27 protein-coding genes are annotated in these 24,729 nt (G+C 71.9%); 16 read left to right on the top strand and 11 right to left on the bottom strand.

Annotated features, from left to right (window positions below):
• The first annotated feature begins 100 nt into the window (after positions 1-100).
• Genes NOO62_RS26110 through NOO62_RS26125 form a run of 4 tightly spaced genes read left to right on the top strand, consistent with a single transcriptional unit; the run spans position 101 to position 3,574 of the window.
• Entirely contained in the window at positions 101-1,042 is a 942-nt protein-coding gene (locus tag NOO62_RS26110) for an ABC transporter ATP-binding protein (RefSeq protein ID WP_414931017.1), read from the top strand.
• A complete protein-coding gene (locus tag NOO62_RS26115) occupies positions 1,039-1,779 on the top strand; it encodes an ABC transporter permease (RefSeq protein ID WP_268773288.1) in 741 nt (246 codons plus the stop codon). The genes NOO62_RS26110 and NOO62_RS26115 overlap by 4 nt, the downstream gene beginning before the upstream one ends.
• Positions 1,776-2,972 carry a sensor histidine kinase gene (locus NOO62_RS26120; RefSeq protein ID WP_268773289.1) on the top strand — a complete coding sequence of 399 codons (1,197 nt, stop codon included), beginning with the start codon at positions 1,776-1,778 and terminating at the stop codon, positions 2,970-2,972. The genes NOO62_RS26115 and NOO62_RS26120 overlap by 4 nt, the downstream gene beginning before the upstream one ends.
• Positions 2,969-3,574, top strand: a complete 606-nt coding sequence (locus NOO62_RS26125) for a response regulator (RefSeq protein ID WP_414930885.1) — start codon at positions 2,969-2,971, stop codon at positions 3,572-3,574. Before NOO62_RS26120 ends, NOO62_RS26125 begins: the two co-directional genes overlap by 4 nt.
• A 25-nt stretch (positions 3,575-3,599) precedes the next feature.
• Here NOO62_RS26125 and NOO62_RS26130 read toward each other — a convergent pair whose 3' ends face one another.
• From NOO62_RS26130 to NOO62_RS26140, 3 genes are all read right to left on the bottom strand, one after another.
• The gene (locus NOO62_RS26130) at positions 3,600-4,454 is read right to left on the bottom strand and encodes a transglutaminase-like domain-containing protein (protein ID WP_268773290.1); all 855 of its coding nucleotides are present in this window, start codon (positions 4,452-4,454) and stop codon (positions 3,600-3,602) included.
• Positions 4,455-4,523: 69 nt separating this feature from the next.
• Positions 4,524-5,354: a transglutaminase-like domain-containing protein gene (locus tag NOO62_RS26135; RefSeq protein WP_268773291.1), complete on the bottom strand. Its 831-nt coding sequence runs from the start codon at positions 5,352-5,354 to the stop codon at positions 4,524-4,526.
• Positions 5,355-5,420: 66 nt separating this feature from the next.
• On the bottom strand, positions 5,421-6,422 hold the full coding sequence (locus tag NOO62_RS26140; protein WP_268773292.1) for a GNAT family N-acetyltransferase: 1,002 nt from the start codon (positions 6,420-6,422) through the stop codon (positions 5,421-5,423).
• Between the two features lie 143 nt (positions 6,423-6,565).
• Between NOO62_RS26140 and fdxA the strand changes: the two genes are divergently transcribed.
• The gene (gene fdxA, locus NOO62_RS26145) at positions 6,566-6,886 is read left to right on the top strand and encodes a ferredoxin (RefSeq protein WP_266870550.1); all 321 of its coding nucleotides are present in this window, start codon (positions 6,566-6,568) and stop codon (positions 6,884-6,886) included.
• Between the two features lie 98 nt (positions 6,887-6,984).
• Positions 6,985-8,079, top strand: a complete 1,095-nt coding sequence (locus NOO62_RS26150) for a bifunctional succinyldiaminopimelate transaminase/glutamate-prephenate aminotransferase (RefSeq protein ID WP_268773293.1) — start codon at positions 6,985-6,987, stop codon at positions 8,077-8,079.
• Between the two features lie 69 nt (positions 8,080-8,148).
• Here the strand turns inward: NOO62_RS26150 and NOO62_RS26155 are convergent, their stop codons facing one another.
• Positions 8,149-8,592 (bottom strand): ATP-binding protein, encoded by a 444-nt coding sequence (locus tag NOO62_RS26155; RefSeq protein ID WP_268773294.1) that lies wholly within the window; start codon positions 8,590-8,592, stop codon positions 8,149-8,151.
• 323 nt (positions 8,593-8,915) lie between these two features.
• Positions 8,916-9,830 carry a heavy metal transporter gene (locus NOO62_RS26160; RefSeq protein WP_268773295.1) on the bottom strand — a complete coding sequence of 305 codons (915 nt, stop codon included), beginning with the start codon at positions 9,828-9,830 and terminating at the stop codon, positions 8,916-8,918.
• Positions 9,831-9,891: 61 nt separating this feature from the next.
• Here NOO62_RS26160 and dapE point away from each other — a divergent pair, with 61 nt between their 5' ends.
• Positions 9,892-10,971 carry a succinyl-diaminopimelate desuccinylase gene (gene dapE / locus NOO62_RS26165; RefSeq protein WP_268773296.1) on the top strand — a complete coding sequence of 360 codons (1,080 nt, stop codon included), beginning with the start codon at positions 9,892-9,894 and terminating at the stop codon, positions 10,969-10,971.
• 88 nt (positions 10,972-11,059) lie between these two features.
• Entirely contained in the window at positions 11,060-11,842 is a 783-nt protein-coding gene (locus tag NOO62_RS26170; RefSeq protein ID WP_268773297.1) for a TIGR00730 family Rossman fold protein, read from the top strand.
• Positions 11,843-11,866: 24 nt separating this feature from the next.
• Here NOO62_RS26170 and folP read toward each other — a convergent pair whose 3' ends face one another.
• Positions 11,867-12,727 carry a dihydropteroate synthase gene (gene folP, locus NOO62_RS26175; RefSeq protein ID WP_268773298.1) on the bottom strand — a complete coding sequence of 287 codons (861 nt, stop codon included), beginning with the start codon at positions 12,725-12,727 and terminating at the stop codon, positions 11,867-11,869.
• Positions 12,728-12,852: 125 nt separating this feature from the next.
• Here folP and NOO62_RS26180 point away from each other — a divergent pair, with 125 nt between their 5' ends.
• Positions 12,853-13,275 carry a DivIVA domain-containing protein gene (locus tag NOO62_RS26180; RefSeq protein WP_268773299.1) on the top strand — a complete coding sequence of 141 codons (423 nt, stop codon included), beginning with the start codon at positions 12,853-12,855 and terminating at the stop codon, positions 13,273-13,275.
• Positions 13,272-13,862 (top strand): DNA-3-methyladenine glycosylase I, encoded by a 591-nt coding sequence (locus NOO62_RS26185; RefSeq protein WP_268773300.1) that lies wholly within the window; start codon positions 13,272-13,274, stop codon positions 13,860-13,862. Before NOO62_RS26180 ends, NOO62_RS26185 begins: the two co-directional genes overlap by 4 nt.
• Before the next feature lie 14 nt (positions 13,863-13,876).
• Here NOO62_RS26185 and NOO62_RS26190 read toward each other — a convergent pair whose 3' ends face one another.
• Positions 13,877-14,677, bottom strand: coding sequence for an enoyl-CoA hydratase/isomerase family protein (locus NOO62_RS26190; RefSeq protein WP_268773301.1), 801 nt, complete (start codon positions 14,675-14,677; stop codon positions 13,877-13,879).
• A 308-nt stretch (positions 14,678-14,985) separates the two neighbouring features.
• Here NOO62_RS26190 and NOO62_RS26195 point away from each other — a divergent pair, with 308 nt between their 5' ends.
• Positions 14,986-15,153 carry a DUF3117 domain-containing protein gene (locus tag NOO62_RS26195; RefSeq protein ID WP_003966491.1) on the top strand — a complete coding sequence of 56 codons (168 nt, stop codon included), beginning with the start codon at positions 14,986-14,988 and terminating at the stop codon, positions 15,151-15,153.
• A gap of 106 nt (positions 15,154-15,259) precedes the next feature.
• Here the strand turns inward: NOO62_RS26195 and NOO62_RS26200 are convergent, their stop codons facing one another.
• Complete coding sequence (locus NOO62_RS26200; RefSeq protein WP_268775782.1) at positions 15,260-15,958, bottom strand: O-methyltransferase; 699 nt, start codon at positions 15,956-15,958, stop codon at positions 15,260-15,262.
• 153 nt (positions 15,959-16,111) lie between these two features.
• On the opposite strand from NOO62_RS26200, the gene sigE reads away from it, so the two are divergent.
• The 5 genes from sigE (at position 16,112) to NOO62_RS26225 (ending at position 21,493) form a co-directional block, all read left to right on the top strand.
• Complete coding sequence (gene sigE / locus NOO62_RS26205) at positions 16,112-16,885, top strand: RNA polymerase sigma factor SigE (protein ID WP_268773302.1); 774 nt, start codon at positions 16,112-16,114, stop codon at positions 16,883-16,885.
• 77 nt (positions 16,886-16,962) lie between these two features.
• Positions 16,963-17,892 carry a zf-HC2 domain-containing protein gene (locus NOO62_RS26210; protein WP_268775783.1) on the top strand — a complete coding sequence of 310 codons (930 nt, stop codon included), beginning with the start codon at positions 16,963-16,965 and terminating at the stop codon, positions 17,890-17,892.
• Positions 17,893-18,034: 142 nt separating this feature from the next.
• Positions 18,035-20,080: a S1C family serine protease gene (locus NOO62_RS26215; RefSeq protein ID WP_268773303.1), complete on the top strand. Its 2,046-nt coding sequence runs from the start codon at positions 18,035-18,037 to the stop codon at positions 20,078-20,080.
• A 159-nt stretch (positions 20,081-20,239) separates the two neighbouring features.
• The gene (locus tag NOO62_RS26220) at positions 20,240-20,701 is read left to right on the top strand and encodes a sec-independent translocase (protein WP_268773304.1); all 462 of its coding nucleotides are present in this window, start codon (positions 20,240-20,242) and stop codon (positions 20,699-20,701) included.
• 120 nt (positions 20,702-20,821) lie between these two features.
• The gene (locus NOO62_RS26225; protein ID WP_268773305.1) at positions 20,822-21,493 is read left to right on the top strand and encodes a hypothetical protein; all 672 of its coding nucleotides are present in this window, start codon (positions 20,822-20,824) and stop codon (positions 21,491-21,493) included.
• 74 nt (positions 21,494-21,567) lie between these two features.
• On the opposite strand, the gene NOO62_RS26230 is transcribed toward NOO62_RS26225, so the two are convergent.
• From NOO62_RS26230 to NOO62_RS26240, 3 genes are read right to left on the bottom strand one after another with little or no spacing between them, the layout of a single operon-like run.
• Positions 21,568-22,701, bottom strand: a complete 1,134-nt coding sequence (locus NOO62_RS26230) for an Mrp/NBP35 family ATP-binding protein (protein WP_268773306.1) — start codon at positions 22,699-22,701, stop codon at positions 21,568-21,570.
• Between the two features lie 44 nt (positions 22,702-22,745).
• Complete coding sequence (locus tag NOO62_RS26235) at positions 22,746-23,303, bottom strand: DUF1003 domain-containing protein (RefSeq protein WP_268773307.1); 558 nt, start codon at positions 23,301-23,303, stop codon at positions 22,746-22,748.
• Positions 23,293-24,570, bottom strand: a complete 1,278-nt coding sequence (locus tag NOO62_RS26240; protein WP_268773308.1) for a magnesium transporter MgtE N-terminal domain-containing protein — start codon at positions 24,568-24,570, stop codon at positions 23,293-23,295. Before NOO62_RS26240 ends, NOO62_RS26235 begins: the two co-directional genes overlap by 11 nt.
• Positions 24,571-24,729 lie beyond the last annotated feature (159 nt).

The following is a 24,729-nucleotide window of genomic DNA, read 5'->3' on the forward strand; positions in this document are numbered from 1 at the left end:
GCGTAACCCGCGGCACCCGCGTCACCGACTCCGGCATGACATCTGTCATGCCGGAGTCGGCACATTCGACACTGCCGCCGTGACCAGCGCTTTTGTGACGATGGTCGGCATGACGACGACCACAGCACCGCCCGTCGCAGACGTGGTGAGCTTCGAGCAGGTGACCAAGAGCTTCGGCGACGTCCGCGCCGTCGACGGCCTGACCCTCACCCTCCGCCCCGGCGAGACCGTGGCGCTCCTCGGCCCGAACGGCGCGGGCAAGTCCACAACCCTCGACCTGCTCCTCGGCCTGCGCAGGCCGGACAGCGGCACGGTACGGGTCCTCGGCACCGAGCCGCGCGAGGCGATCACCGCGGGCCGGGTCGGCGCCATGCTGCAGAGCGGCGGCCTGATGGGCGAGGTGACCGTACGCGAACTGGTCACCCTCGCCTGCGACCTGCACCCCAGGCCGTACCGCGTGAACGACGTGCTCGCCCACGCGGACATCACGAAGATCGCGGACCGCAAGGTCGACAAGCTCTCCGGCGGCCAGGAACAGCGCGTCCGCTTCGCGCTCGCCACCGCGGGCCCCCACGACCTGATCGTGCTCGACGAGCCGACCACCGGCATGGACGTCACCGCCCGCCAGGCGTTCTGGGCCACCATGCGTGAGCAGGCCGACCGGGGCCGCGCGGTCCTCTTCGCCACGCACTACCTGGAGGAGGCCGACGCGATCGCCGACCGCGTCCTGGTCCTGCACCGCGGCCGCCTCCTCGCGGACGGCACCGCCGCCGAGATCAAGGCCACGGCGGGCGCCCGCAAGGTCGCCTTCGACCTGGAGCGGATCGACGCGGCGCTCACGGAGCGGCTGCGCGCGCTGCCCTTCCTGACCACGCTCGACATCGCGGGCCACACCGTCCGCGCCCAGTCGACGGACGCCGACGCCACGGTCCACGCGCTGTACGGACTCGGCGTCTACCCCCGCAACCTCGAAGTCGCCGGGCTCGGCCTGGAGCAGGCCTTCGTGGCGATCACCGAGGCCGAGGAGGCCAGGACCCGATGAACAGCCTGATCAAGCTCGAGATCACCCGCGCCCTGCGCAACCGCAAGTTCCTCTTCTTCTCCGTCATCTACCCGTCGGTGCTCTTCGTGATCATCGCGGGCAGCCAGGACGGCGCCGACAAGGTTCCCGGGACCGGTCTGTCCGTCCCCGCGTTCATGATGGTCTCGATGGCGTCCTTCGGCGCCCTGACCGCCGTACTCATGGGCAACAGCGAGCGCATCGCCAAGGAGCGCGAGAGCGGCTGGGTGCGGCAGCTGCGCCTGACGTCCCTGCCGGGCCGCGGCTACGTCCTCGCGAAGACCGCGAGCGCCGCCGTGGTCAGCCTGCCGTCCATCGTCGTGGTCTTCGCGGTCGCGGCGGTCTTCAAGGACGTCCGCTTCGACGCCTGGCAGTGGGCGGCGCTGACCGGCGCGATCTGGGCGGGCAGCCTCTGCTTCGCCGCGCTCGGCGTGGCCATCGGCTACCTCGCGACCGGCGACGCCGTACGCCCCATCACGATGATCATCTACTTCGGGCTCTCCATCCTCGGCGGCCTGTGGATGCCCGTCACGACGTTCCCGCACTGGCTGCGGGAGACCGCGTCCTGGCTGCCCACCCACGCGTACGCTGCCCTCGGGCAGGCCATCGAACTGGGCGAGGCGCCGCACGCGAAGGACATCACGCTCCTGGTCGCCTACTTCCTCCTCTTCGCGGGCGGCGCGGCATGGCTGTACCGGAAGGACACACTGAAGGCGTGAACACGACAGACGCTGAGGGCAGCGAACTCCACCCGGTCTACACGTTCGGACGCCCGCCGCAGGGCCGCCGCCAGCTCCTGACGAAGTCCGCCTGGATCGGTGTCTGGCTGGTGTTCCTGAGCGCCCCGGTCAAGGACCTGGCCGACGGACACCACGCGACCCTCGCCACCGTCCTCGGCTCGCTCGGCCTCGCGCTCTTCGTGGCCTGCTATCTGACCCTCGTCTTCCGCTACACCACCAGGATCCTCAGGTGGCGCGCCGTCATCGCCTGCTTCGCGCTGCTCGTGGGCCTCGCCGTGGTCCTCGCGTTCAGCCTCGGCGACCACTGGCTCGGACTCTTCGTGTACGTGTCGGTCTCCGCGGGCGCCGTCCTGCCGGTGCGGTACGCGCTCGGGGTCATCCCCGCGGTCACGCTCCTGATGATCCTGGTCGGCCTGCGCGACGACGGACTCGGCGACCTGGTCACCAACCTCGGAGTGATCACGCTCCTGGTGGGCTTCGCGATGTCCGGCGTACGCGAGCTGATCCGTACGACGGTCCAGCTCCGCCAGGCCCGCGCGACCGTCGCGCAACTCGCCGCCAACGAGGAGCGGCTGCGGCTCGCCAGGGACCTGCACGACCTGCTCGGCCACTCGCTCTCCCTGATCACACTCAAGAGCGAGCTCGCCGGGCGCATGCTCCCCACCCACCCCGACAAGGCCGCCCAGCAGGTCGCCGACATCGAACAGGTCAGCCGCCAGGCCCTGGTGGACGTGCGCGAGGCGGTCTCCGGCTACCGGCGGCGCACCCTCGCCGGTGAACTCGCGGGCGCCCGCACGGCGCTCACCGCCGCGGGCGTCGAGGCCGTGGTGCCGGAGGAGCCGCCCGCCGAGCTGCCGGGCGAGGAGGCGGAGGCGGCGCTCGCCTGGGCGCTGCGGGAGGCGGTCACCAATGTCGTACGGCACAGCGGGGCCCGGCGCTGCACGGTGGCGTTCACGGCGCGGCAGACGCTCGCGGGACGGCTCCTCGAACTCACCGTGGAGGACGACGGAGTGGGCGCCTCCGGTGCGGGGGCGGGCAACGGCCTGACGGGGCTCACCGAGCGCGTGGAGGCGGTCGGCGGGGCTCTGGACACGGGTCCCGCGGACCGCCGCGGGTTCCGCCTCGCGGTCCGCGTACCCCTGGCGAGGGCCACCGTAGGATCCCCCTTATGATCAGGATCCTGCTGGCCGAGGACCAGGCCATGGTCCGTGAGGCCCTCGCGGCGCTGCTCGGCCTCGAACCGGACATCGAGGTCGTCGCCCAGGTGGCGCGCGGCGACGAGGTGCTCGCGGCGGCCCGGGAACACGCCGTGGACGTGGCGCTGCTCGACATCGAGATGCCGGGACAGACGGGCATCGAGGCCGCCGCCGAACTCCACGCCGCGCTCCCCGCGTTGAAGGTGGTCGTACTCACCACCTTCGGCCGCCCCGGCTATCTTCGCAGCGCCATGGAGGCAGGCGCCGACGCCTTCCTGGTCAAGGACGCGCCCGCGGCGCAGCTCGCGGCGGCGGTGCGCAAAGTGCTCGCGGGGGAGCGGGTCATCGACCCCACGCTGGCGGCGGCCGCCCTCGCGGGCGGTGCGAACCCGCTGACCGACCGCGAGCGCGAGGTGCTGCGCGCGGCGGCCGACGGCGCCACCAACGCCGAACTCGCCACCGCCCTGCACCTCTCCCGGGGCACGGTCCGCAACTACCTCTCGACGGCGATCCAGAAGCTCGCGGTCCGCAACCGCGCGGAGGCGGTCAAGGCCGCCAGGGACAAGGGCTGGCTCTAGGGTCTGTGTCATCACCCTGGGGCGGTCAGTTCAGCATCGCCCGCGCCCCCTGCGCCTGCCGCCGCGCCCGGTCGGCCGTCGCCGGGTCCAGGGCGGCGACCTCCTCGGCGTAGGTGTCGAGCTCCCGCGCGCCCGCCTGGAACTCCCCTTTCTGTACGAGGAGTTGGGCCCGTTCGTAGTGCAGAAGCGGCGACGGCGAGGGCAGCAGCAGGCAGAGGTCGACCGCCCAGAGCGATACGTCGGAGCGCTCGGGGCGGGACGCGGCCCAGACGCGGATGTTGTTGAGGACGCGCGCCACGATGTCCAGCGGCTCCGCGACGCCCAGCATCGACGGCGCGAGCGGCGTCCCCGTGGCCGCGGCGACCAGGAGCTCCACGTCCATGCCGGTCAGGAGCCGCCCGCCGCCGAACGGATCGGCGAGCACACGCTCCTCCGGCGGGCCGAAGCCGACGACGAAGTGCCCGGGCAGCGCCACGCCGTGGACGGGGGCACCGGCCCGCCGCGCCACCTCCATCCACACCACGGAGAGCAGGATCGGCAGCCCTCTGCGGCGCCGCAGGACCTGGTGCAGGAGGGAGGAGTCAAGACGCTGGTAGTCGCCGGGTCTGCCCTTGAACCCGAAGCCCTGGCCGAGGAGCTCGTTGAGGGCCACGGCCCAGGCCAGGGGGTCGCGGGACCGGCCGGACCGGTGGCCGGGCGCGATCTGTTCCGCCAGCCGGTCGAGCATGCGCCGTGCGGCGTCGATGTCCGTCTCGTCGAGGGAGGGGTCCGCCTCGGTGCCGATCAGCAGGCACAGCAGCGACAGGTCGGGCCGCGGTGACCCGGCCTCGGCCGCGAACAGCCGCCGCCACTCGGTGGTTCCGGGGGGTCGGGGGTGCATACGTCCCTCGTGCCCGGTCGCCTCGATCGATACGTGCCCCCGGGCGAGACCGCGCGCCCCCCCCGGAGGTCAGTTCAGCATCGCCCGAGCGGCCCGCGCCTGCTGACGGACCCGCTCCGCCGTCGTCGGCTCCACCGTCGTCACCACATCCGCGTAGGCGTCGAGCTCCGCCGCGCCCCCGAGGAAGTCACCCCGCTGCACGAGGAGTTGCGCCCTCTCGTAACGCAGCCGCGCCGGATGGGCGGGCAGCAGCAGCGACAGCTCGAGGGCCCACAGCGCGACGTCGGAGCGCTCGGGCCTGGCGGCCGCCCAGGCGCGGATGTTGTTGAGGATGCGCTGCACGATGTTCAGCGGATCGGCGGGCGTCAGCATCGACGGCTGGATGCCCGTGCCCGCCGTACCCGCCACCAGGAGCTCCGCGTCGGCGCCGGTCAGCAGCCGCCCGCCGTCGAACGGGTCGGCGAGTATCTGGTCGTCCTTGGGCCCGAAGCCGACGACGAAGTGGCCCGGCAGCGCCACCCCGTACACCGGGGCGCCCGCACGCCGCGCCACCTCCATCCACACCACGGAGAGCAGGATCGGCAGCCCCCTGCGGCGCTTGAGGACCTGGTGCAGGAGAGAGGAGTCGAGGCGCTGGTAGTCGCCCGGTGTCCCCTCGAACCCGCACTGTTCACCGAGGAGTTCGGCCATCGCGACCGCCCACGCGCGGGGCCCGCCGGGACGGAACGGCAGCAGGCCCGCGAGACGGTCGAGCTCGATCTCCGCCGCGTCGATCCCCGCCTCGTCGAGGGAAGGGTCCGCCTCGGCACCGATCAGCAGGCACAGCGGCGCGAGACCGGGCCGCTCCGACCGTGCCTCCTCGGTGAACCGCCGCCGCCATTCGCCGGACTCCGCGTGCATACGTGCCTCGTGTCTGCCCTCGCCGGGCGCTGTTTCCGTGCCGTGCTCTGCCGTTGTGCCGCCCGCTCAGGCGGGGCCGTACCGGTAGTGGTGGTAGGCGTGGTGTGCGGCGAAACCCATTCCGTCGTACAGTGCCCGCGCGCCGTCGTTTTCGTCCTCGACCTGCAGCCAGGCCGCCGAAGCGCCCTCGGACAGGGCCTGCCGGGACAGCGCGGTCATCACCGCGGTGGCGAGCCCCTCGCGACGGTGCTCCGGGGCCACCTCGACCGCCATGAAGCCCGCCCAGCGCCCGTCGACGACGCACCGCCCGATGGCGGCCGGAGCGTCACCGCTCCCGGGCACGGAAGCGAACCATACCGAGGGCCCGCCCGCCAGCACCTCGAGCACATGCGGGCCGGGAACCCCGAACCGCTTGTACCGCCGCAGCCACGGCTCGTCGAAGGTCCGGGACAGCGTCACCCGGTCGGTGTCCGCGTCCAGGTCGGCGACGGGAGCGAGACCACCGACGTGCAGCCGCGCGCTGACCTCGCGCTTCCAACCGTGCTCCGCCAAGCCGGCGCAGAGCAGCTCCTGGGTGCCTTCGGCGCCGGTCGCGGTCTGTACGTAGGGCGGCAGGCCGCGGGCCGCGTACCACTCGCGGACGTACGACAGCGCCTCGTCCAGCGGCCGTCCGGGATCGCCCAGCGGCAGGACGGAGTTGGCGCGCCGCGTGAACCCGGCCGCCGACCGCAGCTCCCAGTCGCCGAGGCGCTCGCTCTCCACCGGCTGCCAGGCGCGGGCGGAGACGCGCGCCAGTTCCTCGTACGAGGCGGAGGGGCCCCTTCTGCGCGCGGGCGCGGCCGGCACGACCTTGCCCGCGACCAGGGACCCTTCCGGGATGCGGACGATTTCGCCGGTCCGGCGTGTGATGAGCACCACACCTTCGTTCCACGATGCGAGAACGCCCACCGTGTCGGTGAACTTCTCACCCGAGATCAAAGCGTCGCTCAAGCGTCGTACCGAGACGCGTTTGCCCACGTCAGCAGGGGTAATGCGGACCTCGAGTCGTCCACCGGCAGCGAATTCCACAGCTCTGTCAGCCCCTCCTGTTCGGATCATGCCCGGGAACGGAGATACTAGGGGTGGGCATCGACGACGCCGCGCTCCCGCGCGCCAGGCGAGCGGAGCCTGAGGACGGCCCGCCAACGCCCGTATCGAGGAGGAACGACAGCGTGACCTACGTCATCGCGCAGCCTTGTGTCGACGTCAAGGACAAGGCGTGCATCGAGGAGTGCCCGGTCGACTGCATTTACGAGGGCTCCCGGTCCTTGTACATCCACCCGGACGAATGCGTCGACTGCGGAGCCTGCGAACCGGTCTGCCCGGTCGAGGCGATCTTCTACGAGGACGACACTCCTGAGGAGTGGAAGGACTACTACAAGGCGAACGTCGAGTTCTTCGACGAGCTCGGTTCGCCCGGTGGCGCGAGCAAGCTCGGCCTGATCGAGCGCGACCACACCTTCATCGCCGCCCTGCCGCCGCAGAACCAGTAAACAGCGGCAGCCCGAGCGTCGCCCCGGTCCCGTACGGCATCTTCGCCGCACGGGACCGAGGCGTTTGCAACGACCAGTACCAGCACGGGAGTCACCACGTGTCCGCAGTCTCCGACCGGCTTCCCACCTTCCCCTGGGACAAGCTCGAGCCGTACAAGGCCACGGCGGCCGCCCACCCCGGCGGCATCGTCGACCTGTCGGTGGGCACCCCCGTGGACCCGGTCCCCGAGCTGATCCAGAAAGCGCTGATCGCGGCCGCGGACTCGCCGGGCTATCCGACGGTCTGGGGCACGCCGGAGCTGCGTGACGCGCTCACCGGCTGGTGCGAGCGGCGGCTCGGCGCCCGTGGCTTCACGCACCGGAACGTGCTGCCGGTCGTCGGCTCCAAGGAGCTGGTGGCCTGGCTCCCGACGCAGCTGGGCCTCGGCCCGGGCGACGTGGTGGCCTACCCGCGCCTCGCCTACCCGACGTACGAGGTGGGCGCGCGCCTGGCCCGCGCCGAGTACGTCGCCTACGACGACCCGACGGCGCTCGACCCGACGCACCTCAAGCTGCTCTGGCTCAACTCGCCGTCCAACCCGACCGGACGCGTCCTGTCGAAGGACGAGCTGATCCGGACCGTCGCGTGGGCGCGCGAGCACGGCGTGCTGCTGGTCAGCGACGAGTGCTACCTGGAGCTCGGCTGGGAGGCCGAACCGGTGTCGGTGCTGCACCCGGACGTGTGCGGTGGTTCGTACGACGGGATCGTCGCCGTCCACTCGCTCTCCAAGCGGTCCAACCTGGCGGGCTACCGTGCGGCGTTCATCGCCGGTGACGCGGCCGTCCTCGGGGACCTGCTGCAGATCCGCAAGCACGGCGGCATGATGACCTCCGCGCCGACCCAGGCGGCCGTCGTGGCGGCGCTCGGCGACGACGAGCACGTGCGCGTGCAGCGCGAGCGGTACGTCGTCCGGCGCACCGCGCTGCGCGACGCCCTGGTGCGGCACGGCTTCCGGATCGAGCACAGCGAGGCGAGCCTGTACCTGTGGGCCACCCGCGACGAGTCCTGCTGGGACACCGTGGGCCACCTCGCGGAGCTGGGCATCCTGGTCGCGCCCGGCGACTTCTACGGCCCGGCGGGCGACCGCTTCGTGCGCGTCGCCCTGACGGCGACGGACGAGCGCGTCGCCGCGGCGGTGGAGCGCCTGGGCTGAACCAGGTGCCGTACGCACGGCGAAGGGCCCGGAGCCAGTGGCTCCGGGCCCTTCGTGTGTGCCGGGTGATCAGCCGAGGGGGAGGCTCTTGACCGGCAGCTGGTCGCCGGGGAGGGCGCCCTTGGTCAGCGAGTCGGTGGGCAGACCGCCGCCGGTCGCCGATTCGGTGGTCTCGCCGAGCGCCTTGCCCGCACCGCCCGCGACGTCACCGGCGGCCCGCTGGGCGACGGGGGTGGCCGTCTTGCCGACGCGGCCCACGGCCTTGCCCGCGGTCGGGACGGACTTCTTCACGGCCTTGCTGCCGGTGTCACCGGCGAGGTTGCTGACGTTCTGAGCCGCATCGTCGACGGTGTTGCCGAGGCCGTCGCCGTCCAGCGTGGACACGCCGCCCAGGTCGGGGGCGGCCGGCAGGTCAACGGCGCTCGCGGAGCCGGCCGCACCGACCACGGAAGCTGCACCCGCGGCGCTGAGCAGCGCGGCACGGGCGATCCGGCGGGTCAGGGGGAGGGACATGATGCTCCTTCAGACGGGAGAACGTTGGGGTGTCCGGCCGGTTCGGGTCCGGCGTCCCACCGGACGGCTTCCGGCGTTCGGACGCAGTGACTACCGCTCGAAGTCCGCGAAGGTTTCGCTGCGCCAACGTAAAGAGTTGGCAATGCGTCGCATTATCGGCTGCGGATAAAAACGGGCAAAGAGCGTACGGGCCGTTTCGCTGCAGAATCCTTAATCCCTAGTGATCTCAAGGGATCTCGGGTTTCGGCACGGCGTGCGCGGGAAAGTCGGACAGGGTGTCGGTCCGTAGCACTCGGCATGCCCCCATCGAGGGACCCGTCGTACTACTGACCGGTCACGATCCGGACCTCGCCGACGGCCCCCTCCGGCCCCGCGGTCCCACCTTCCGCCGCCCCGCGGCCCACCGCGCGCCACGTCCCGCCGCCTCCGGCATGCCACTCCCGCCCGCCGTACGCCACCCGCTCGATGTGCAGCGCCGAGGAGTGCGCCACGGCCCAGTGCGCCAGTTCCCAGCCGCGCTGCGGGGCCCGGCCGGTGGCCACGGGGGCGGGCACCGGCACCGTCACCGTGCGCCCCCGGACCGCGCCGGGGCGCACCTCGCGGCCGAAGTCGCGGGCCAGGGCGGCCCGCACCTGCGCGGGGCCGCCGGGGTCCGGGTCCGGCCGCCCCTCGCAGCTGAACGTGGCGGGCGCGCGGCCCGTGAGCGCGGCGGCGAGCAGCGCGGCGTCCGGCTCGTGCTTGGCGTACGCCTGCGGAAAGCCGCTGAGCTGCACCCGCTGCGCGGCGACCGTGAGGGGCAGCCGCGAATAGCCCGGAACCTCGGCCAGGTGCTCGTAGAAGCGGCCCGCCGAGTACGCCGGGTCCATGATCCGCCGCTCGTTGCCCCAGCCCTGCGAGGGGCGCTGCTGGAAGAGGCCGAGCGAGTCCCTGTCCCCATGCGTGATGTTGCGCAGCCCCGACTCCTGGAGCGCGGTGGCGAGCGCGATGGTCACCGCGCGCTCCGGCATCCCGCGCGAGGTGCCCGCCGCGGCGACCGTCGCGGCGTTCTCCGCCTGCTCGGCCGTGAACGTGTACGAAGCGCCGTCGCCCTTCCCCGACACCACCGTGCACCGCGGCTCGGGCTTCCCCCCGTACACGTACTGCAACGCCACATAGCCGACGACGGCGAGCAGCACGGCGGCCGCGGCCCCGCTACGGAGGAGACGGCCGCGCCGGACGAGGGTGGGGGGCTCAGGCACGCGTCCAAGGTACTGGAGTCCACCGACAGGCCCACGCGACCGCTGGCTTAGGGTCGACGGCATGCCTCACACACCGCTTGACCTCACGCTCGACGCCGCGGAGCTGACCGCGCGACTGGTCGATTTCCCGTCCCCGAGCGGCGAGGAGAAGGCGCTCGCCGACGCCATCGAGACGGCCCTGCGCGCCCTGCCGCACCTCACCGTCGACCGGCACGGCAACAACGTGGTGGCCCGCACGGACCTCGGCCGCGCGGAGCGCGTCATCCTCGCCGGGCACATCGACACCGTGCCGATCGCGGACAACGTGCCCTCCCGCCTCGACGAGGACGGCGTCCTGTGGGGCTGCGGCACCTGTGACATGAAGTCGGGCGTCGCCGTCCAGCTGCGCATCGCGCAGACCGTGACCGAGCCCAACCGCGACCTCACCTTCGTCTTCTACGACAACGAAGAAGTGGCCGCCCACCTCAACGGCCTCGGACACGTCGCCGAGGCCCACCCCGACTGGCTGGCCGGTGACTTCGCCGTCCTCCTCGAACCCACCGACGGACAGGTCGAGGGCGGCTGCCAGGGCACCCTGCGGGTCCTGTTGAAGACCACGGGCGTACGGGCGCACTCCGCACGCGCGTGGATGGGCTCCAACGCGATCCACGCGGCCACCCCGATCCTCCAGAAGCTCGCCGCGTACGAGCCGCGCAAGCCGGTCGTGGAGGGCCTGGAGTTCCACGAGGGCCTCAACGCCGTCCGCATCGAGGGCGGCGTCGCCACGAACGTCATCCCCGACGAGTGCACCGTCACCGTCAACTTTCGCTATGCCCCCGACCGCAGCGAGGAAGAGGCCCTCGCCTTTGTCCGCGACTACTTCGCGGACTGCGGCGTCGACGAGTTCATCGTCGACGACCACACGGGCGCGGCACGCCCCGGCCTCACCCACCCGGCCGCCGCGGCGTTCATGGCGGCCGTCGGCGGCGAGGCGCGCCCCAAGTTCGGCTGGACGGACGTCTCCCGCTTCAGCGCGCTCGGCGTGCCCGCGGTGAACTACAGCCCCGGCAACCCGCTGCTCGCGCACAAGATCGACGAGCGCGTCGAGGCGTCGCTGATCCCGGTGGCGGAGGAGAGGCTGCGGTCCTGGCTGACCATGTAGGGATGCGTGGAGGTCCCTCGGACGTAACCCGCGTAGATCTACGCTGTGAGTCACGTACGCAGTCACGTACGCATGGAGGGAGCAGACGATGGGCCATCCCGAGAAAAGCGCCGAGAGCGCTGCCCGCGACACCGGTGCCAGGAAGCGTCCTGAGGAGCAGCGGCTCGGTCCGGTGCTGCGCCGGCGGGACAAGGTGCAGGCCGGCACCACCGATCAGCGTCTCCTCGACTCCGACGGACCCTCCGAATGGGTCCACACGGACCCCTGGAGAGTGCTGCGCATCCAGTCCGAGTTCATCGAGGGCTTCGGCACCCTCGCCGAACTCCCGCCCGCGATCAGCGTGTTCGGTTCGGCGCGCACGGGGGAGGGTTCTCCGGAGTACGCGGCCGGGGTCGAGATCGGCAAGGCGCTCGTGGAGGCGGGGTTCGCGGTGATCACGGGCGGCGGGCCCGGCGCGATGCAGGCCGCCAACCAGGGTGCCGTCGAGGCGAAGGGCACGTCGGTCGGCCTGGGCATCGAGCTGCCCTTCGAGCAGGGCCTCAACCCGTACGTCGACATCGGCGTGAACTTCCGCTACTTCTTCGTCCGCAAGACGATGTTCGTGAAGTACGCGCAGGGCTTCGTGGTCCTGCCCGGCGGCCTCGGCACCCTGGACGAGCTCTTCGAAGCGCTCACCCTCGTCCAGACCCGCAAGGTCACGCGGTTCCCGATCGTCCTCTTCGGGTCGCAGTACTGGGGCGGCCTGATCGACTGGCTGAAGAACACGGTCATCGCCCAGGGCAAGGCCTCCGAGGCCGACCTGCTCCTCTTCCACGTCACGGACGACGTGGAAGAGGCGATCTCTTTGGTGACGAAGGAAGTCGGGAAGTAGAAGCGGGAGTCCCCGAAGGGGAGTTCACGCAAGCCCCCGGCGGGCGACCGCCGGGGGCCTGTGCCCCGCAATCGTCGCCACCATGTCCAGCACCTGCTTCGTCTCCGCCACCTCGTGCACGCGGTACACCTGCGCGCCGAGCCAGGCCGAGACGGCCGTCGTCGCGAGGGTGCCGAGGACGCGCTCCTTGACCGGCTTGTCGAGGGTCTCGCCGACGAAGTCCTTGTTGGAGAGGGAGACCAGGACGGGCCAGCCCGTGTCGGTCATCTCGCCGAGGCGGCGGGTCGCCTCCAGGCTGTGCCGGGTGTTCTTGCCGAAGTCGTGCCCCGGGTCGATCATCACGGACTCGCGGGGCACACCCAGCTCCACCGCGCGCTCGGCCAGGCCGACCGTCACCCGCAGGATGTCCGCCATCACGTCGTCGTACGTGACGCGGTGCGGCCTCGTACGCGGCTCGGCGCCGCCCGCGTGCGTGCAGACCAGGCCCGCCCCGTACCGCGCGGCGACCTCCGCGAGCTTCGGGTCGACGCCGCCCCACGCGTCGTTGAGCACGTCGGCGCCCGCCTCGCAGACCGCCTCGCCGACGTCGTGCCGCCAGGTGTCGACGCTGATGACCACGTCGGGGAACCGCCTGCGCACCTCGGCGACGAAGCCGACCGTGCGGCGTGCCTCCTCCTCGGCGCTCACCTCGTCGCCGGGGCCCGCCTTGACCCCACCGATGTCGATGATCGCGGCACCCTCGGCCACGGCCTGCTCCACGCGCGCGAGCGCCGGTTCGTCGCGGAACGTGGCCCCCTGGTCGTAGAACGAGTCCGGGGTCCGGTTCACGATCGCCATGATCACCGGCTCGTGCGCGTCGAACTCGCGCCTGCCAAGCCTGAGCATCCCCTGCGGCCCTCCTGGGTCCTAGTCGCGGTTAGGCCGCCTGTGACCTTAACTGTCAGAACCACGTGGCACGATCGGACCCTGACAGTTTGAGCACGGGCAGTCGAGCGTGAGGGCCTGAAGAGATGGTCTTGTTCTTGTTCCTGGTCATCGCCCTCCTCGTGGTGGTCGGCGCGGTGACCCTGGCCGTGATCGGCGGCGGGGAGAGCGGCGCGCTGCCCGACGCCGCACCCGAGCGGTTCACCGACCCGCTGCCCCCGGACCGCCCGCTGCGCCGGGCCGACGTCGACCTGGTGCGCTTCCCGATGACCCTGCGGGGCTATCACATGGGCGAGGTGGACGACGTGCTCGGCCGTCTGGGCGCCGAGCTCGCCGAGCGGGACGCCCGCATCGCCGAGCTGGAGGCCGCCCTGGCCGGCGCGCAGGCCACCGCGGTCGCGGGCCCCGCCCTCTTCGAGGGGTACGAACCGGGGGCGGTCGAGGACGAGTCCGTCGAGGGCAGGTCCGTCCAGGACAAGGTGCGGGACGAGAAGGGCGACGAACAGTGAGCGGCGAGAGCGGCGCGGTCGCGGGCCCGGACGGCGGTCTCCGCTGCCCGTGGGGCCTGTCGACCGAGGACTACGTGACGTACCACGACGAGGAGTGGGGCCGCCCGGTCCACGGTGACGACGCGCTGTACGAGAGGCTCTGCCTGGAGGCGTTCCAGTCGGGCCTCTCCTGGATCACGATCCTGCGCCGCCGCGAGGGCTTCCGCGCGGCCTTCGCCGACTTCAGGATCGCCTCGGTGGCGGAGTTCACCGACAAGGACCGCGAGCGGCTCCTCGCCGACCCGGGGATCATCCGCAACCGCGCGAAGATCGACGCGACCCTCGCCAACGCGCGCGTGCTCGCCGACTGGTCCGAGGGCGAACTGGACTCCCTGATCTGGTCCTTCGCGCCGGACCCGGCGACCCGCGAGGTCCCGCGGACCCTCGCCGACGTGCCCGCGATCACCGACGAGTCCACGGCCCTGTCCAAGGAGCTCAAGAAGCGCGGCATACGCTTCGTCGGCCCCACGACGGCGTACGCGCTGATGCAGGCCTGCGGCCTGGTCGACGACCACCTCGCGGACTGCGTGGCCCGCGAGGCGGCGTGACGGGGTGACCTGCGTCAGCGCCCCAGGTACTTCGGCTTCTCCTTGGCGATGAAGGCCTGGACGGCGATCGCGTGGTCCTCGGACGCCCCGGCCCTGCCCTGGAGCTCGTCCTCCTTGTCCAGCGCCTCGTCCAGGGAGTGGCCCGCCGCGTAGGCCAGGGACTCCTTGAGCGCCGCGTAGGCGAGCGTCGGGCCGTCCGCGAGGGCGCGGGCCACCTGCGCGGCCTCCGTGGCGAGGTCGGCCGCGGGGACGACCTTGTTGGCGATCCCCAGGTCGTACGCCTCCCGTGCGTCGATGTTGCGCGGGAACAGCAGCAGGTCCGCGGCGCGGCCCGGGCCGATCACGCGCGGCAGCGTCCAGGAGACGCCCGAGTCGGCGGTCAGCGCGACGCCCGCGAAGGAGGTGTTGAACTTGGCGGTGTCCGCGACCACGCGGTAGTCGGCGGCGAGGGCGAAGCCGAGGCCCGCCCCGGCGGCGACTCCGTTGACGCCCGCCACGACCGGCTTCCGCATGCCGGTGAGCGCCCGGACGATGGGGTTGTAGTGCTCCCGGACGGTGCTCATCGTCTGCCCGGTGCCCGCCTCGCGGTCCGCGGCCAGGCTGCCGATGTGTTCCTTGAGGTCCTGGCCCACACAGAAGGCGCGGCCCGTCGCGGTGAGCAGGACCGCGCGCACCGCGTCATCCGCCGCGGCCGCGAGCGCGGCCTCCCGCAGTGCGACCTTGGCCTCCGTGTTCATGGCGTTCATCGCCTCGGGACGGTTGATGGTGATCGTCGCGAGTCCGTCGTGCACCTCGTAGAGCACGCTGTCGGCCATGGTGGCCCCCTCCGCTGGTCCAGTACGTAGGAGGTCAGCATGACGGAGATCATCGGGGTCCGGCATGAGGCCATCCATGTGACCTGCGTCAAAGAAATGCGGGGCCCCGGGGCGTATGGGGCGGCGAAGTATCGCAGCCACATCGCCGAATTATGTGGTTTTGCGGGCGCGCGTTGCCCAAGCGATGCCGACCGATGTTGGTCATCGGGTCCTGCCATGCGGGATAATGGCCTGGAAGCAATGTGTTCGATGCCGGTGACACCTGGGTTGTCGGCTGCGATGAGCTGGTTTCAGGAAGGGGAACGAGCATGGCGGCCATGAAGCCGCGGACGGGCGACGGCCCGCTCGAGGTGACCAAGGAGGGGCGGGGCATCGTCATGCGCGTTCCGCTCGAAGGCGGCGGACGACTTGTCGTCGAACTGACTCCGGACGAGGCCGACGCGCTCGGCGACGCCCTGAAGAAGGTCGTCGGCTGACGCGGAAGCGCGCGCATACTTTTCCACTGCCCCGGCATCGTACGACGATGCCGGGGCAGTGCCGTTTTCCGGGTTTCCCGGGTCCGATGTCCCGAAGGGCCGGGCGCTAGCGCTTCACGGCGCAGAGCAGCCCGTCGCCCACGGGCAGCAGCGAGGGCACCAGATCCGGGCTCTCGCGCACGGTGCGCAGCAGATCGCGCAGGTGCAGGACCTCCAGCGGCTGGGGTCCCGAGTCGACGGTCCTGCCGTCCGCGAGGACGCCCTCGAAGCAGACGAGCCCGCCGGGCCGCAGCAGGCGCAACGATTCAGCGAGGTATTCGAGGGACTCCAGGCGGTCGCCGTCACAGAAGACGAGGTCGTACCCGCCGTCCGCGAGGCGCGGCAGGACGTCCAGGGCGCGGCCCGGGATGAACCGCGCGCGGTTGCCCGCGAAGCCCGCCTCCCGGAAGGCCTGACGGGCGAACTGCTGTCGGTCGGGTTCGGGGTCGACGGTGGTCAGCACGCCGTCGGGCCGCATGCCGTGCAGCAGGTGGATGCCCGACACTCCGGTGCCCGTACCGATTTCGGCCACCGCTTTCGCGTCAGCCGTCGCGGCGAGCATGCGCAGCGCGGCGCCGGTGCCGGGGGACACCGAGGGCAGGCCTGCCTCCCGGGCCCGGTCCCGGGCCCAGCGCAGCGCCTCGTCCTCGGCGACAAAGGCGTCGGCGAACGCCCATCCCGTCTGCCGGTTGCCGGTAATGGCCCTCTCCTGTCCCCGTGGTTGCCTGGCCGTGACTGTATCCGTTGGGGGCGGGAACCCGCAGATGGGACTGCGCGTTTATAGGGGGTGGGAGCACAGCGGGGGTAACGGATGGATCAAGACTTGAAGTGGGCGGCTCGCAGGGGCAGGACACCTGCAGCGAAGCCCGTACCAAATTCACGTAAAAACGCTTATCCGGAGCTAACGGGCGGGGTGGTTATGGTAGGGGCTCCACTGGACACCACCAGAGCCGACAGGGGAGGTGCGGCTGCGTCCGCGGATCGGGGAGGAGTGCTCCGGCGCTTTCTCGGATTGGCGGGTGAGCCGAAATCCGTGACCGACACCGCTGACCGCATCCGTGTCAACGACTCCGCTCAGACCGCGACCTTTGCCGCTGACGCGGAATCGCAGGCGTGGACTCCGCCCACCTGGGAGGAGATCGTCAGCACGCACAGCGGCCGCGTATACCGCCTGGCGTACCGCCTGACCGGCAACCAGCACGACGCCGAGGACCTCACGCAAGAGGTCTTCGTCCGTGTCTTCCGGTCCCTCTCGACCTACACCCCCGGCACGTTCGAGGGCTGGCTGCACCGCATCACCACGAACCTCTTCCTGGACATGGTGCGCCGCAAGCAGCGCATCCGCTTCGACGCGCTCGGGGACGACGCGGCGGAGCGGCTGCCGAGCCGTGAGCCGTCGCCCCAGCAGGTGTTCAACGACACGCACTTCGACGCGGACGTCCAGCAGGCGCTGGACACCCTCGCGCCCGAGTTCCGTGCGGCCGTCGTCCTCTGCGACATCGAAGGCCTTTCGTACGAGGAGATCGCCGCCACCCTCGGCGTCAAGCTCGGTACGGTCCGCAGCCGTATCCACCGGGGCCGCTCGCAGCTGCGCAAGGCCCTCCAGCACCGGTCTCCCGAGGCCCGAGCCGAGCGCCGTTCGCTCGCGGTCACGGGTGCCGTGGCGCTGGGAGGAGGGGGCGCGACCGCGTGAGTGGATCACGGTCGAATCCTGCCGAACGGCACGTAGCCGAGGCCGAGCAGCATCTGGGGGACCGGCTCGCCGCCCTTGTGGACGGCGAGTTGGGCCATGACGCGCGCGAGCGCGTCCTCGCACATCTGGCGACCTGTCCGATGTGCAAGACCGAGGCGGACGCGCAGCGTCGCCTGAAGAACGTCTTCGCGCAGGCGGCCCCGCCGCCGCCCACCGAGAGTTTCCTCGCCCGCCTCCAAGGTCTTCCAGGAGGCGGTTCCGGGCCGTCCGGCGGGCCCGGCGCCGAGGACGGGTTCGCCACGGGTGCGACCGACTCCGCCGGGCTCCCGCGGGGCGGGATCTTCGGCGTGAGCACGGAGCCCTTCGTGGAGTACGTGCCCGCGGGCGCCCATGCCGCGGTGCTGCCCAGCGAGCAGCGCGGCTTCCGCATCCACGAGGTCGCCCGGCGGTCCGAGGCGGAGCGTCCGTCCTGGCGCGGGCGCCGGTTCGCCTTCGCGGCGGCGGGTGCGGTGTCGATGGCCGCGATCGCCCTCGGCGGTGTCACGGTCGGCGTCCCCGTCGACTCCGGGGGCGACACCCGTGCGGGTGGCTCCGGAAGCAATGTGACCCCGCAGCGCAGTCAGGGTTCCGGCACCGCCGCGACCCCCGACTCCGTGCGCCGTCGCGGCGGCGGCAATCCGCTGTCGGTGCAGGGACAGCGTCCCGGTGCGCTGTCGGCGCCGGTCGCGCCGACGGAGGTCACGGGCCCGCTGCTGCCCGGGGCGCCCGCGCAGCCGCTCCGCTCCAGCGATCCCGTGTACGAGCTGGCGGCTCCCATGCTCGCCGGCGCCGCCGCCATCTCACCTCTCATACGCCCGGCGCCGCCCGGCCGTCACACCGCCGCCCTGCCCGGCATCAAGCTGCCGCGGGCGGCGGACGCGGTGCTGCCGGGGGACGCGGATCCGGTGACCGCCGGCGCGGTGGCTCCGGGCGCGGGACCGCTGAAGGGCACGTCGCAGGTCCGCTGACGCGGTGGCTGACGCGACGGCGCCCTGCGCTTCCGCGCGTGAACCTGGTTGAATCCTCGGTGGGCCGTGCCCGCCGGGGATTCGGCGGTCACGGGGTTGAGCATGCAAACGGCGTCCGCCGCGGGCCAGTTGTGGGGAGAACATGGACGAGGGGAAGCCCACGAAGGCGAACTGGTGGAGCCGCCCACGGCCGGGCGAGCGGGCTACGTCAGACGAGCCCTCGCCACAGCCCCCGCACCCCACCGACGCCTCGCCCCCCGCTTCGGAGGCCCCGGCCCAGCCGGACGCGACGAGGACCGAGCCGTCGCACCCGGCCAACGTTCCGCCGGGGCAGCCGCAGGGCGACTCCGCCGAGGTCCCGGGTCAGCCGGGCGGGGCGTGGGCCGAGCCGTCGCTCGCGGCCGACGTTGCGCCGGGCCGGGCGCCGGACGCTTCGGCGGTGCCCGGCCGTTCCGCGCAGGCCCCGGGCCAGTCGGACGCGACGTGGAGCGAGCCGTTGCCTCCCGCCGACGTACCGCAGGGCCAAACGCAGGCGCAGCCGGATGTGGCGTGGGCCGAGCCTGGCGCGCAGCCGCAGTCGCAGCCGCAGCCGCAGCCGCAGTCTCCGGGTGGTTCGGCGCTGTCCGGTGAGTACCCGGCCGCGCCCGGCGGGTCGGGCGCGCAGGAGCCCGTGCCCATGGAGCGGCCGCGGCCCCTGCACGACCCGGATCCGTACAGCACTCCGCCCTACGGTGAACCCGGGCCCTGGGCGCCCGCGCCGCCCGTGCAGCATCCCGCGGCGACTCCGGCGCACGGGACCCAGCTCCCACCGCCCCCGCACGGCGGCACGCCTCCGCACGGGACGCCCGGGCCCACGCCGCACCAGCCCCAACAGCAGCCCCAGGCCCCTTACAGCGGCACGCCCCCGCACGGCACGCCCGGGCCCGCCCCGCACGTGCCCCAGCAGCACCAGCACCAGCCCTCGGGAGCCCCCGTGCAGCCCGGGGCCGCTCAGGGCGCGCCCCGTCAGCCGTACGACCCCTGGAACGCTCCGCTTCAGCAGGTCGGGTCCCTGCCTCCCGAGACTCGGGAGAAGCGGGACAAGCGGGGGCGACGCGCGTTGTTCATCGGGGTGGCCGTCATCGCCCTGCTCTCGGGGCTCATCGGTGGCGCCACCGGTGCGTACCTGGAGCGGAACGGGACCGGTGACGTCGAGCTGCGGCAGGCCGACGCCGAGTCCGCCGACCGGCCCAAGGGCAGCGTCGCCGGCATCGCGTCCGCCACCCTGCCCGGCGTCGTGACGCTGCACGTCAGTGGCGACTCCGCGCAGGGCACCGGCACCGGCTTCGTCCTCGACGACAAGGGCCACATCCTCACCAACAACCACGTCGTGGAGCCCGCGGGCACCGGCGGCGAGGTCTCCGTGACCTTCAGCGGCGGCGAGACCGCCAAGGCGGAGGTCGTCGGCCGCGACTCCGGCTACGACCTCGCGGTCGTCAAGGTGAGCGGCGTCCGCGGCCTCAAGCCCCTGCCCCTCGGCAACTCCGAGAACGTACAGGTGGGCGACGCCGTCGTGGCCATCGGCGCCCCCTTCGACCTGGAGAACACCGTCACCTCCGGGATCATCAGCGCCAAGGAGCGCCCCATCACCGCGGGCGGCGAGAAGGGCGACGGCAGCGACATCTCGTACGTGGACGCACTCCAGACCGACGCGCCGATCAACCCGGGCAACTCCGGCGGCCCCCTCGTCGACTCCAAGGCCCGCGTCGTCGGCATCAACAGCGCCATACGCTCCGCCGACGAGGGCTCGGAGCCGGGCGGCGGCCAGGCAGGCTCCATCGGCCTCGGCTTCGCCATCCCGATCAACCAGGGCAAGCGCGTCGCCGAAGAGCTGATCAACTTCGGCAAGGCGACGCACCCCGTGATCGGCGTCACGCTCGACACGGAGTTCAACGGCGACGGAGCCCGCATAGCGGACAAGGGCAAGAACGGCGGCTCTTCGGTCAACAAGAACGGCCCCGGAGACAAGGCGGGCCTCAAGCCGGGCGACGTCATCACCGAGGTCGACGGCCGCGCCGTGCACTCCAGCGACGAACTGATCGTCAAGGTCCGCGCGCACCGTCCCAAGGACCGCCTGCGGCTGACCGTCGAGCGCGACGGCGACGACCGCGAGGTGACCCTGGTGCTCGGATCGGCCGGCAGCGGCTGAGTAAAGGACTGGCCACGTCTGATCCGGGTTGTCGTGCAGCGGCTACCGGACAGACATCAGCGACGGGTACCGTGGTCACGGTCCGACCCGGACGACGACCTGTTGCCGACGACCTGCTGCGGGCTGAGGACATCGCGGACATCGCGCAAGGAGCTCTAGGTGTTCAATGACATTGGCGCACTCGAGATAGTGACGCTGGTCGTCCTCGCCGTGCTCATCTTCGGTCCGGACAAGCTGCCGAAGGTCATCCAGGACATCTCCCGCACGATCCGCAAGATCCGCGAGTTCTCCGACAGTGCGAAAGCGGACATCCGCGATGAGCTGGGCCCCGAGTTCAAGGACTTCGAGTTCGAGGACCTGAACCCCAAGAAGTTCATCCGCAAGCAGCTCGACAACGACGAGCTCGGGCTCAAGGAAATCCGCAACGGATTCGACCTGAAGAAGGAGATGAACGAGGTCGCGGACGCCGTGCACGGCCGCGAGAGCGACTCCTCCGACACCGGCTCGGCGGCCTCCGCCGCCCCGTCCGGCGGAGGCCGCGTCGACATGCTGAAGAAGTCCGAGGAGCCCGGGAAGCCGGTCGCCGACGACCGCCCGCCCTTCGACGCGGACGCCACCTGAGGCCTCTCCTGGACTGCCCCCGCCAACAGGTGTGGCTATCCTGCCTTGTTGTCCGGCGTGAGGACGCCCGAGGGGGGCGGGCCGCTCCGGACAGACGAGAGCGAGGAGGCGGCCGGGTACATGGAGACGACAAGTCGGGTGGGCGCGCAGGCGCCGACCGCGGAAGGCACCGCACCAGCGGTGTCGACCGCCCGGCGCACGGTCGACGGCTACCTGCTGGCGCCCTTCCCCTGGTACGGCCTCGACGAGGCCTTCACGGGGCAGCGCTGGTTGATGCAGGTCGGCGCGACATCGGACGGTGCCGTGGAGCACGGTTCCATCGGACACGGTGACGAGCCGTCGGTCGTGGCCGAGGGCACCCTCGGCAACAGCGACAAGGAGCGCTTCGCGGTCGTGGTGACCGTCGCGGCCAACCCGGTGCGGCGCACCGCGGACGGCACGGGCGTCCTGGAGGCCACGTCGGTCTCCTCGGCGGCCTGGCTCGCCGGGGTCGGCCTGCTGAACTTCACCTGGCCCGGCCAGATGGACCACTCCCTGCGCGACGACTGGCTCGACCAGCAGACGGAGACCGCCTGGGTCCTCGCCGACGACCTCGACGGTTCCGACTGGTCGTCGCTGTCGCTGCCGGTCGACGGGGTGCCGACGCCGTTCCACTACCGCGAGTCCGAGTTCGGCTGGATCCTCGCGGGCTCCACGAAGGAGGGCGTGCACCTGGGCGCGTACGGGCGCGGCATGAGCGCGTACGGGCTCGGCTTCTCAGTGGTCCAGGACATCGGCGCGTACGCCTCGTAGGACCGCCGCACACGCCGACGGGGGCGTCGCTCACACGGAGCGGCGCCCCCGTCGACGTAACGGAAGAGCGGAACTCAGAACTTGTTGCGCGGCGTGATGCCAAGCGACATGCCCGACAGGCCGCGCTGGCGGCCGCCCAGCTTGCCCGCGATGGCGCGCAGCGCCGAGCCCGCGGGGGACTCCGGGTCGGTCAGGACGACGGGCTTGCCCTCGTCGCCGCCCTCCCGCAGCCGCACGTCGATCGGGATGGAGCCGAGGACCGGCACCGTCGCGCCCGTCGTCTTCGTGAGGCCCTCGGCGACCTTCTGGCCGCCGCCCGTGCCGAACACGTCGACCATCTCGCCGCAGTGCGGGCAGGGCAGGCCCGACATGTTCTCGACGACGCCGACGATCTTCTGGTGGGTCTGCACGGCGATGGAGCCGGCCCGCTCGGCGACCTCGGCGGCCGCCTGCTGAGGCGTCGTCACGACCAGGATCTCGGCGTTCGGGACGAGCTGCGCGACCGAGATCGCGATGTCGCCCGTGCCCGGCGGCAGGTCGAGGAGCAGCACGTCCAGGTCGCCCCAGAAGACGTCCGCGAGGAACTGCTGGAGCGCGCGGTGCAGCATCGGGCCGCGCCACACGACCGGCGCGTTGCCCGGCGTGAACATGCCGATGGAGATGACCTTCACGCCGTGCGCCGACGGCGGCATGATCATGTTCTCGACCTGGGTGGGCTTGCCGTCGGCGCCCAGCATGCGGGGCACCGAGTGGCCGTAGATGTCCGCGTCGACGACGCCGACCTTCAGGCCGTCGGCGGCCATCGAGGCGGCGAGGTTCACCGTCACCGAGGACTTGCCGACGCCGCCCTTGCCGGACGCGACCGCGTAGACCCGGGTCAGCGAGCCGGGCTTGGCGAAGGGGACCTCACGCTCGGCGGTGCCGCCGCGCAGCGCGGCCGCCAGTTCCTTGCGCTGTTCGTCGCCCATCACGTCCAGGGTCACGGTGACGTCCGTGACGCCTTCGACCGCCGCGACCGCGTCGGTCACGTTCTTGGTGATGGTCTCGCGCATGGGGCAGCCGGAGACCGTCAGGTACACGGTGACCGCTACTGCCCCCTCGGCGGAGATGTCCACCGATTTGACCATCCCCAGTTCGGTGATGGGTCGCTGGATCTCGGGGTCGTTCACCGTCGCCAGTGCTTCACGCACCGCGTCTTCCGTAGCCATGGGACCGATAGTACGGCGCGGTAACCCCGCCCCGGAAAGGTATGTCAGCGGTCGCCTACGTCACTTCTGCGCGAGCGCTCCGACGGGAACAGGGCGCGCTGCTCCTCCAGCTCCTTGACCAGGTCTTGGAGCTCGGAGCGGATCCAGTCGCGGGTGGCCACCTCGCCGAGGCCCATGCGCAGCGAGGCGATCTCGCGCGTGAGGTACTCGGTGTCCGCGATGGACCGCTCGTTCTGCTTGCGGTCCTGTTCGAGGTTGACGCGGTCGCGGTCGTCCTGGCGGTTCTGTGCGAGGAGGATCAGCGGGGCGGCGTACGACGCCTGCAAGGACAGCATCAGCGTCAGGAAGATGAACGGGTACTGGTCGAAGCGCAGGTGGTCGGGGGCGGCGATGTTCCACACCACCCACATGATGATGACGACCGTCATCCAGACGATGAACCTGCCGGTGCCCAGGAACCGCGCGATGCGCTCCGAGAGGCGCCCGAAGGCCTCCGGGTCGTAGTCGGGCAGGAGCCTGTTGCGCGGGGGCCTGGGCTGGTCCAGACGGAAGCGCGGGGTCCGCGCTTCGGGACGGTTCTCGCGGTCGCGGTCAGCCGCCATGGCCCGCCCCTTCCTCCTCCAGGTGGAACTCCGTCTCGCGCCAGTCGTCCGGCAGCATGTGGTCGAGCACGTCGTCGACCGTGATCGCGCCGAGCAGCGAGCCGCTCTCGTCGACGACCGGGGCCGCCACCATGTCATACGTCGCGAAGTACCCGGCGACGGCCGGCAGCGTCGTGCCGGGCGCGAGCGGCAGCAGATCGTCGTCCAGGATCGAGCCGACCAGCGTGTACGGGGGATCGCGCAGCAGCCGTTGGAAGTGCACGGTGCCCAGGTACTTGCCCGTCGGCGTCTCGTCCGGCGGGCGGCACACGTACACCTGCGCGGCGAGCGCCGGGGAGAGGTCCTGCTGCCGCACCCGGGCGAGCGCGTCGGCGACCGTCGCGTCGGGCCGCAGCACGATCGGCTCGGTGGTCATCATGCCGCCGGCGGTCCGCTCCTCGTACGCCATCAGGCGCCGCACGTCCGCCGCGTCGCCGGGCTGCATCAGGGTCAGCAGCCGTTCCTTGTCCTCCTCGGGCAGCTCGGCCAGGAGGTCGGCCGCGTCGTCCGGGTCCATGGCCTCCAGGACGTCGGCCGCGCGCTCCTCCTTGAGCTTCCCGAGGATCTCGATCTGGTCGTCCTCGGGGAGCTCCTCCAGGACGTCGGCGAGCCGGTCGTCGTCGAGGGCGGCGGCCACCTCGGTCCGCCGCTTGGGGGTGAGGTGGTGCAGGACGTTGGCGAGGTCGGCGGGGCGCAGCTGCTCGAAGGTGGCCAGGAGGCTCTCCGCGCCCTGCCCGTGCTCCTCCAGGGAGAAGCCGTCCACGGCGGACCAGTCGACGGTGAGCGTCTCGCCCTTGCGCCGGAACGTGCCGGCCTTGCCCTTCCGTGCGAAGACCCGGTCGATCTCCCAGTCGCGCCGGGCGGGCAGCTGCTGAATCGATACGTCGAGGACGGTGACCTCGTCACCCGTCTCGACGAGCCGCACCCGCCGGTCGAGCATCTCACCGAGGACGAGCCGCTCGGTGGGCCGCTGCTCGAAGCGCCGCACGTTCAGGACGCCGGTGGTGATGACCTGGCCCGACTCGATGCCGGTGACGCGGGTCATCGGCAGGAAGATGCGGCGCCGGGTCGCGAGCTCGACGACGAGCCCGAGGAGCCGGGGCGGCCGTCTGCCGACCCGCAGCATCGCCACCAGATCGCGCACCCGGCCCACCTGGTCGCCGTTCGGGTCGAAGACGGGGGTGCCGGAAAGGTGTGAGACGAAGACCCTGGGGGCACCTGCCGCCATACGCGCGCTCCTTCAGGCCGGGGGTTTCATGCCGGTTGGTCCGTCAATACGGGCTTCAGGCTAGCCCGTCCCGGTCGGGTACGCCCCAGTGGAGGGTCCGGAAGGACTGCTGCCGGTCGGCTCGGCCGACACGGGTACGCTGCCGTACTGCCAAAGCCG

The sequence above is a fragment of the Streptomyces sp. Je 1-369 genome, from assembly GCF_026810505.1.
GTDB lineage: Bacteria > Actinomycetota > Actinomycetes > Streptomycetales > Streptomycetaceae > Streptomyces.

Bases quoted from the DNA above. Each gene is read 5' to 3' on its own strand.
- NOO62_RS26110 (WP_414931017.1), top strand. From the start codon at position 101: ATGGTCGGCATGACGACGACCACAGCACCGCCCGTCGCAGACGTGGTG.
- NOO62_RS26115 (WP_268773288.1), top strand. From the start codon at position 1,039: ATGAACAGCCTGATCAAGCTCGAGATCACCCGCGCCCTGCGCAACCGC.
- NOO62_RS26125 (WP_414930885.1), top strand. From the start codon at position 2,969: ATGATCAGGATCCTGCTGGCCGAGGACCAGGCCATGGTCCGTGAGGCC.
- NOO62_RS26130 (WP_268773290.1), bottom strand. From the start codon at position 4,454: ATGCACCCCCGACCCCCCGGAACCACCGAGTGGCGGCGGCTGTTCGCG.
- NOO62_RS26135 (WP_268773291.1), bottom strand. From the start codon at position 5,354: ATGCACGCGGAGTCCGGCGAATGGCGGCGGCGGTTCACCGAGGAGGCA.
- NOO62_RS26155 (WP_268773294.1), bottom strand. From the start codon at position 8,592: ATGTCCCTCCCCCTGACCCGCCGGATCGCCCGTGCCGCGCTGCTCAGC.
- dapE (WP_268773296.1), top strand. From the start codon at position 9,892: ATGCCTCACACACCGCTTGACCTCACGCTCGACGCCGCGGAGCTGACC.
- NOO62_RS26170 (WP_268773297.1), top strand. From the start codon at position 11,060: ATGGGCCATCCCGAGAAAAGCGCCGAGAGCGCTGCCCGCGACACCGGT.
- folP (WP_268773298.1), bottom strand. From the start codon at position 12,727: ATGCTCAGGCTTGGCAGGCGCGAGTTCGACGCGCACGAGCCGGTGATC.
- NOO62_RS26180 (WP_268773299.1), top strand. From the start codon at position 12,853: ATGGTCTTGTTCTTGTTCCTGGTCATCGCCCTCCTCGTGGTGGTCGGC.
- NOO62_RS26190 (WP_268773301.1), bottom strand. From the start codon at position 14,677: ATGGCCGACAGCGTGCTCTACGAGGTGCACGACGGACTCGCGACGATC.
- NOO62_RS26195 (WP_003966491.1), top strand. From the start codon at position 14,986: ATGGCGGCCATGAAGCCGCGGACGGGCGACGGCCCGCTCGAGGTGACC.
- sigE (WP_268773302.1), top strand. From the start codon at position 16,112: ATGGTAGGGGCTCCACTGGACACCACCAGAGCCGACAGGGGAGGTGCG.
- NOO62_RS26215 (WP_268773303.1), top strand. From the start codon at position 18,035: ATGGACGAGGGGAAGCCCACGAAGGCGAACTGGTGGAGCCGCCCACGG.
- NOO62_RS26225 (WP_268773305.1), top strand. From the start codon at position 20,822: ATGGAGACGACAAGTCGGGTGGGCGCGCAGGCGCCGACCGCGGAAGGC.
- NOO62_RS26230 (WP_268773306.1), bottom strand. From the start codon at position 22,701: ATGGCTACGGAAGACGCGGTGCGTGAAGCACTGGCGACGGTGAACGAC.
- NOO62_RS26235 (WP_268773307.1), bottom strand. From the start codon at position 23,303: ATGGCGGCTGACCGCGACCGCGAGAACCGTCCCGAAGCGCGGACCCCG.
- NOO62_RS26240 (WP_268773308.1), bottom strand. From the start codon at position 24,570: ATGGCGGCAGGTGCCCCCAGGGTCTTCGTCTCACACCTTTCCGGCACC.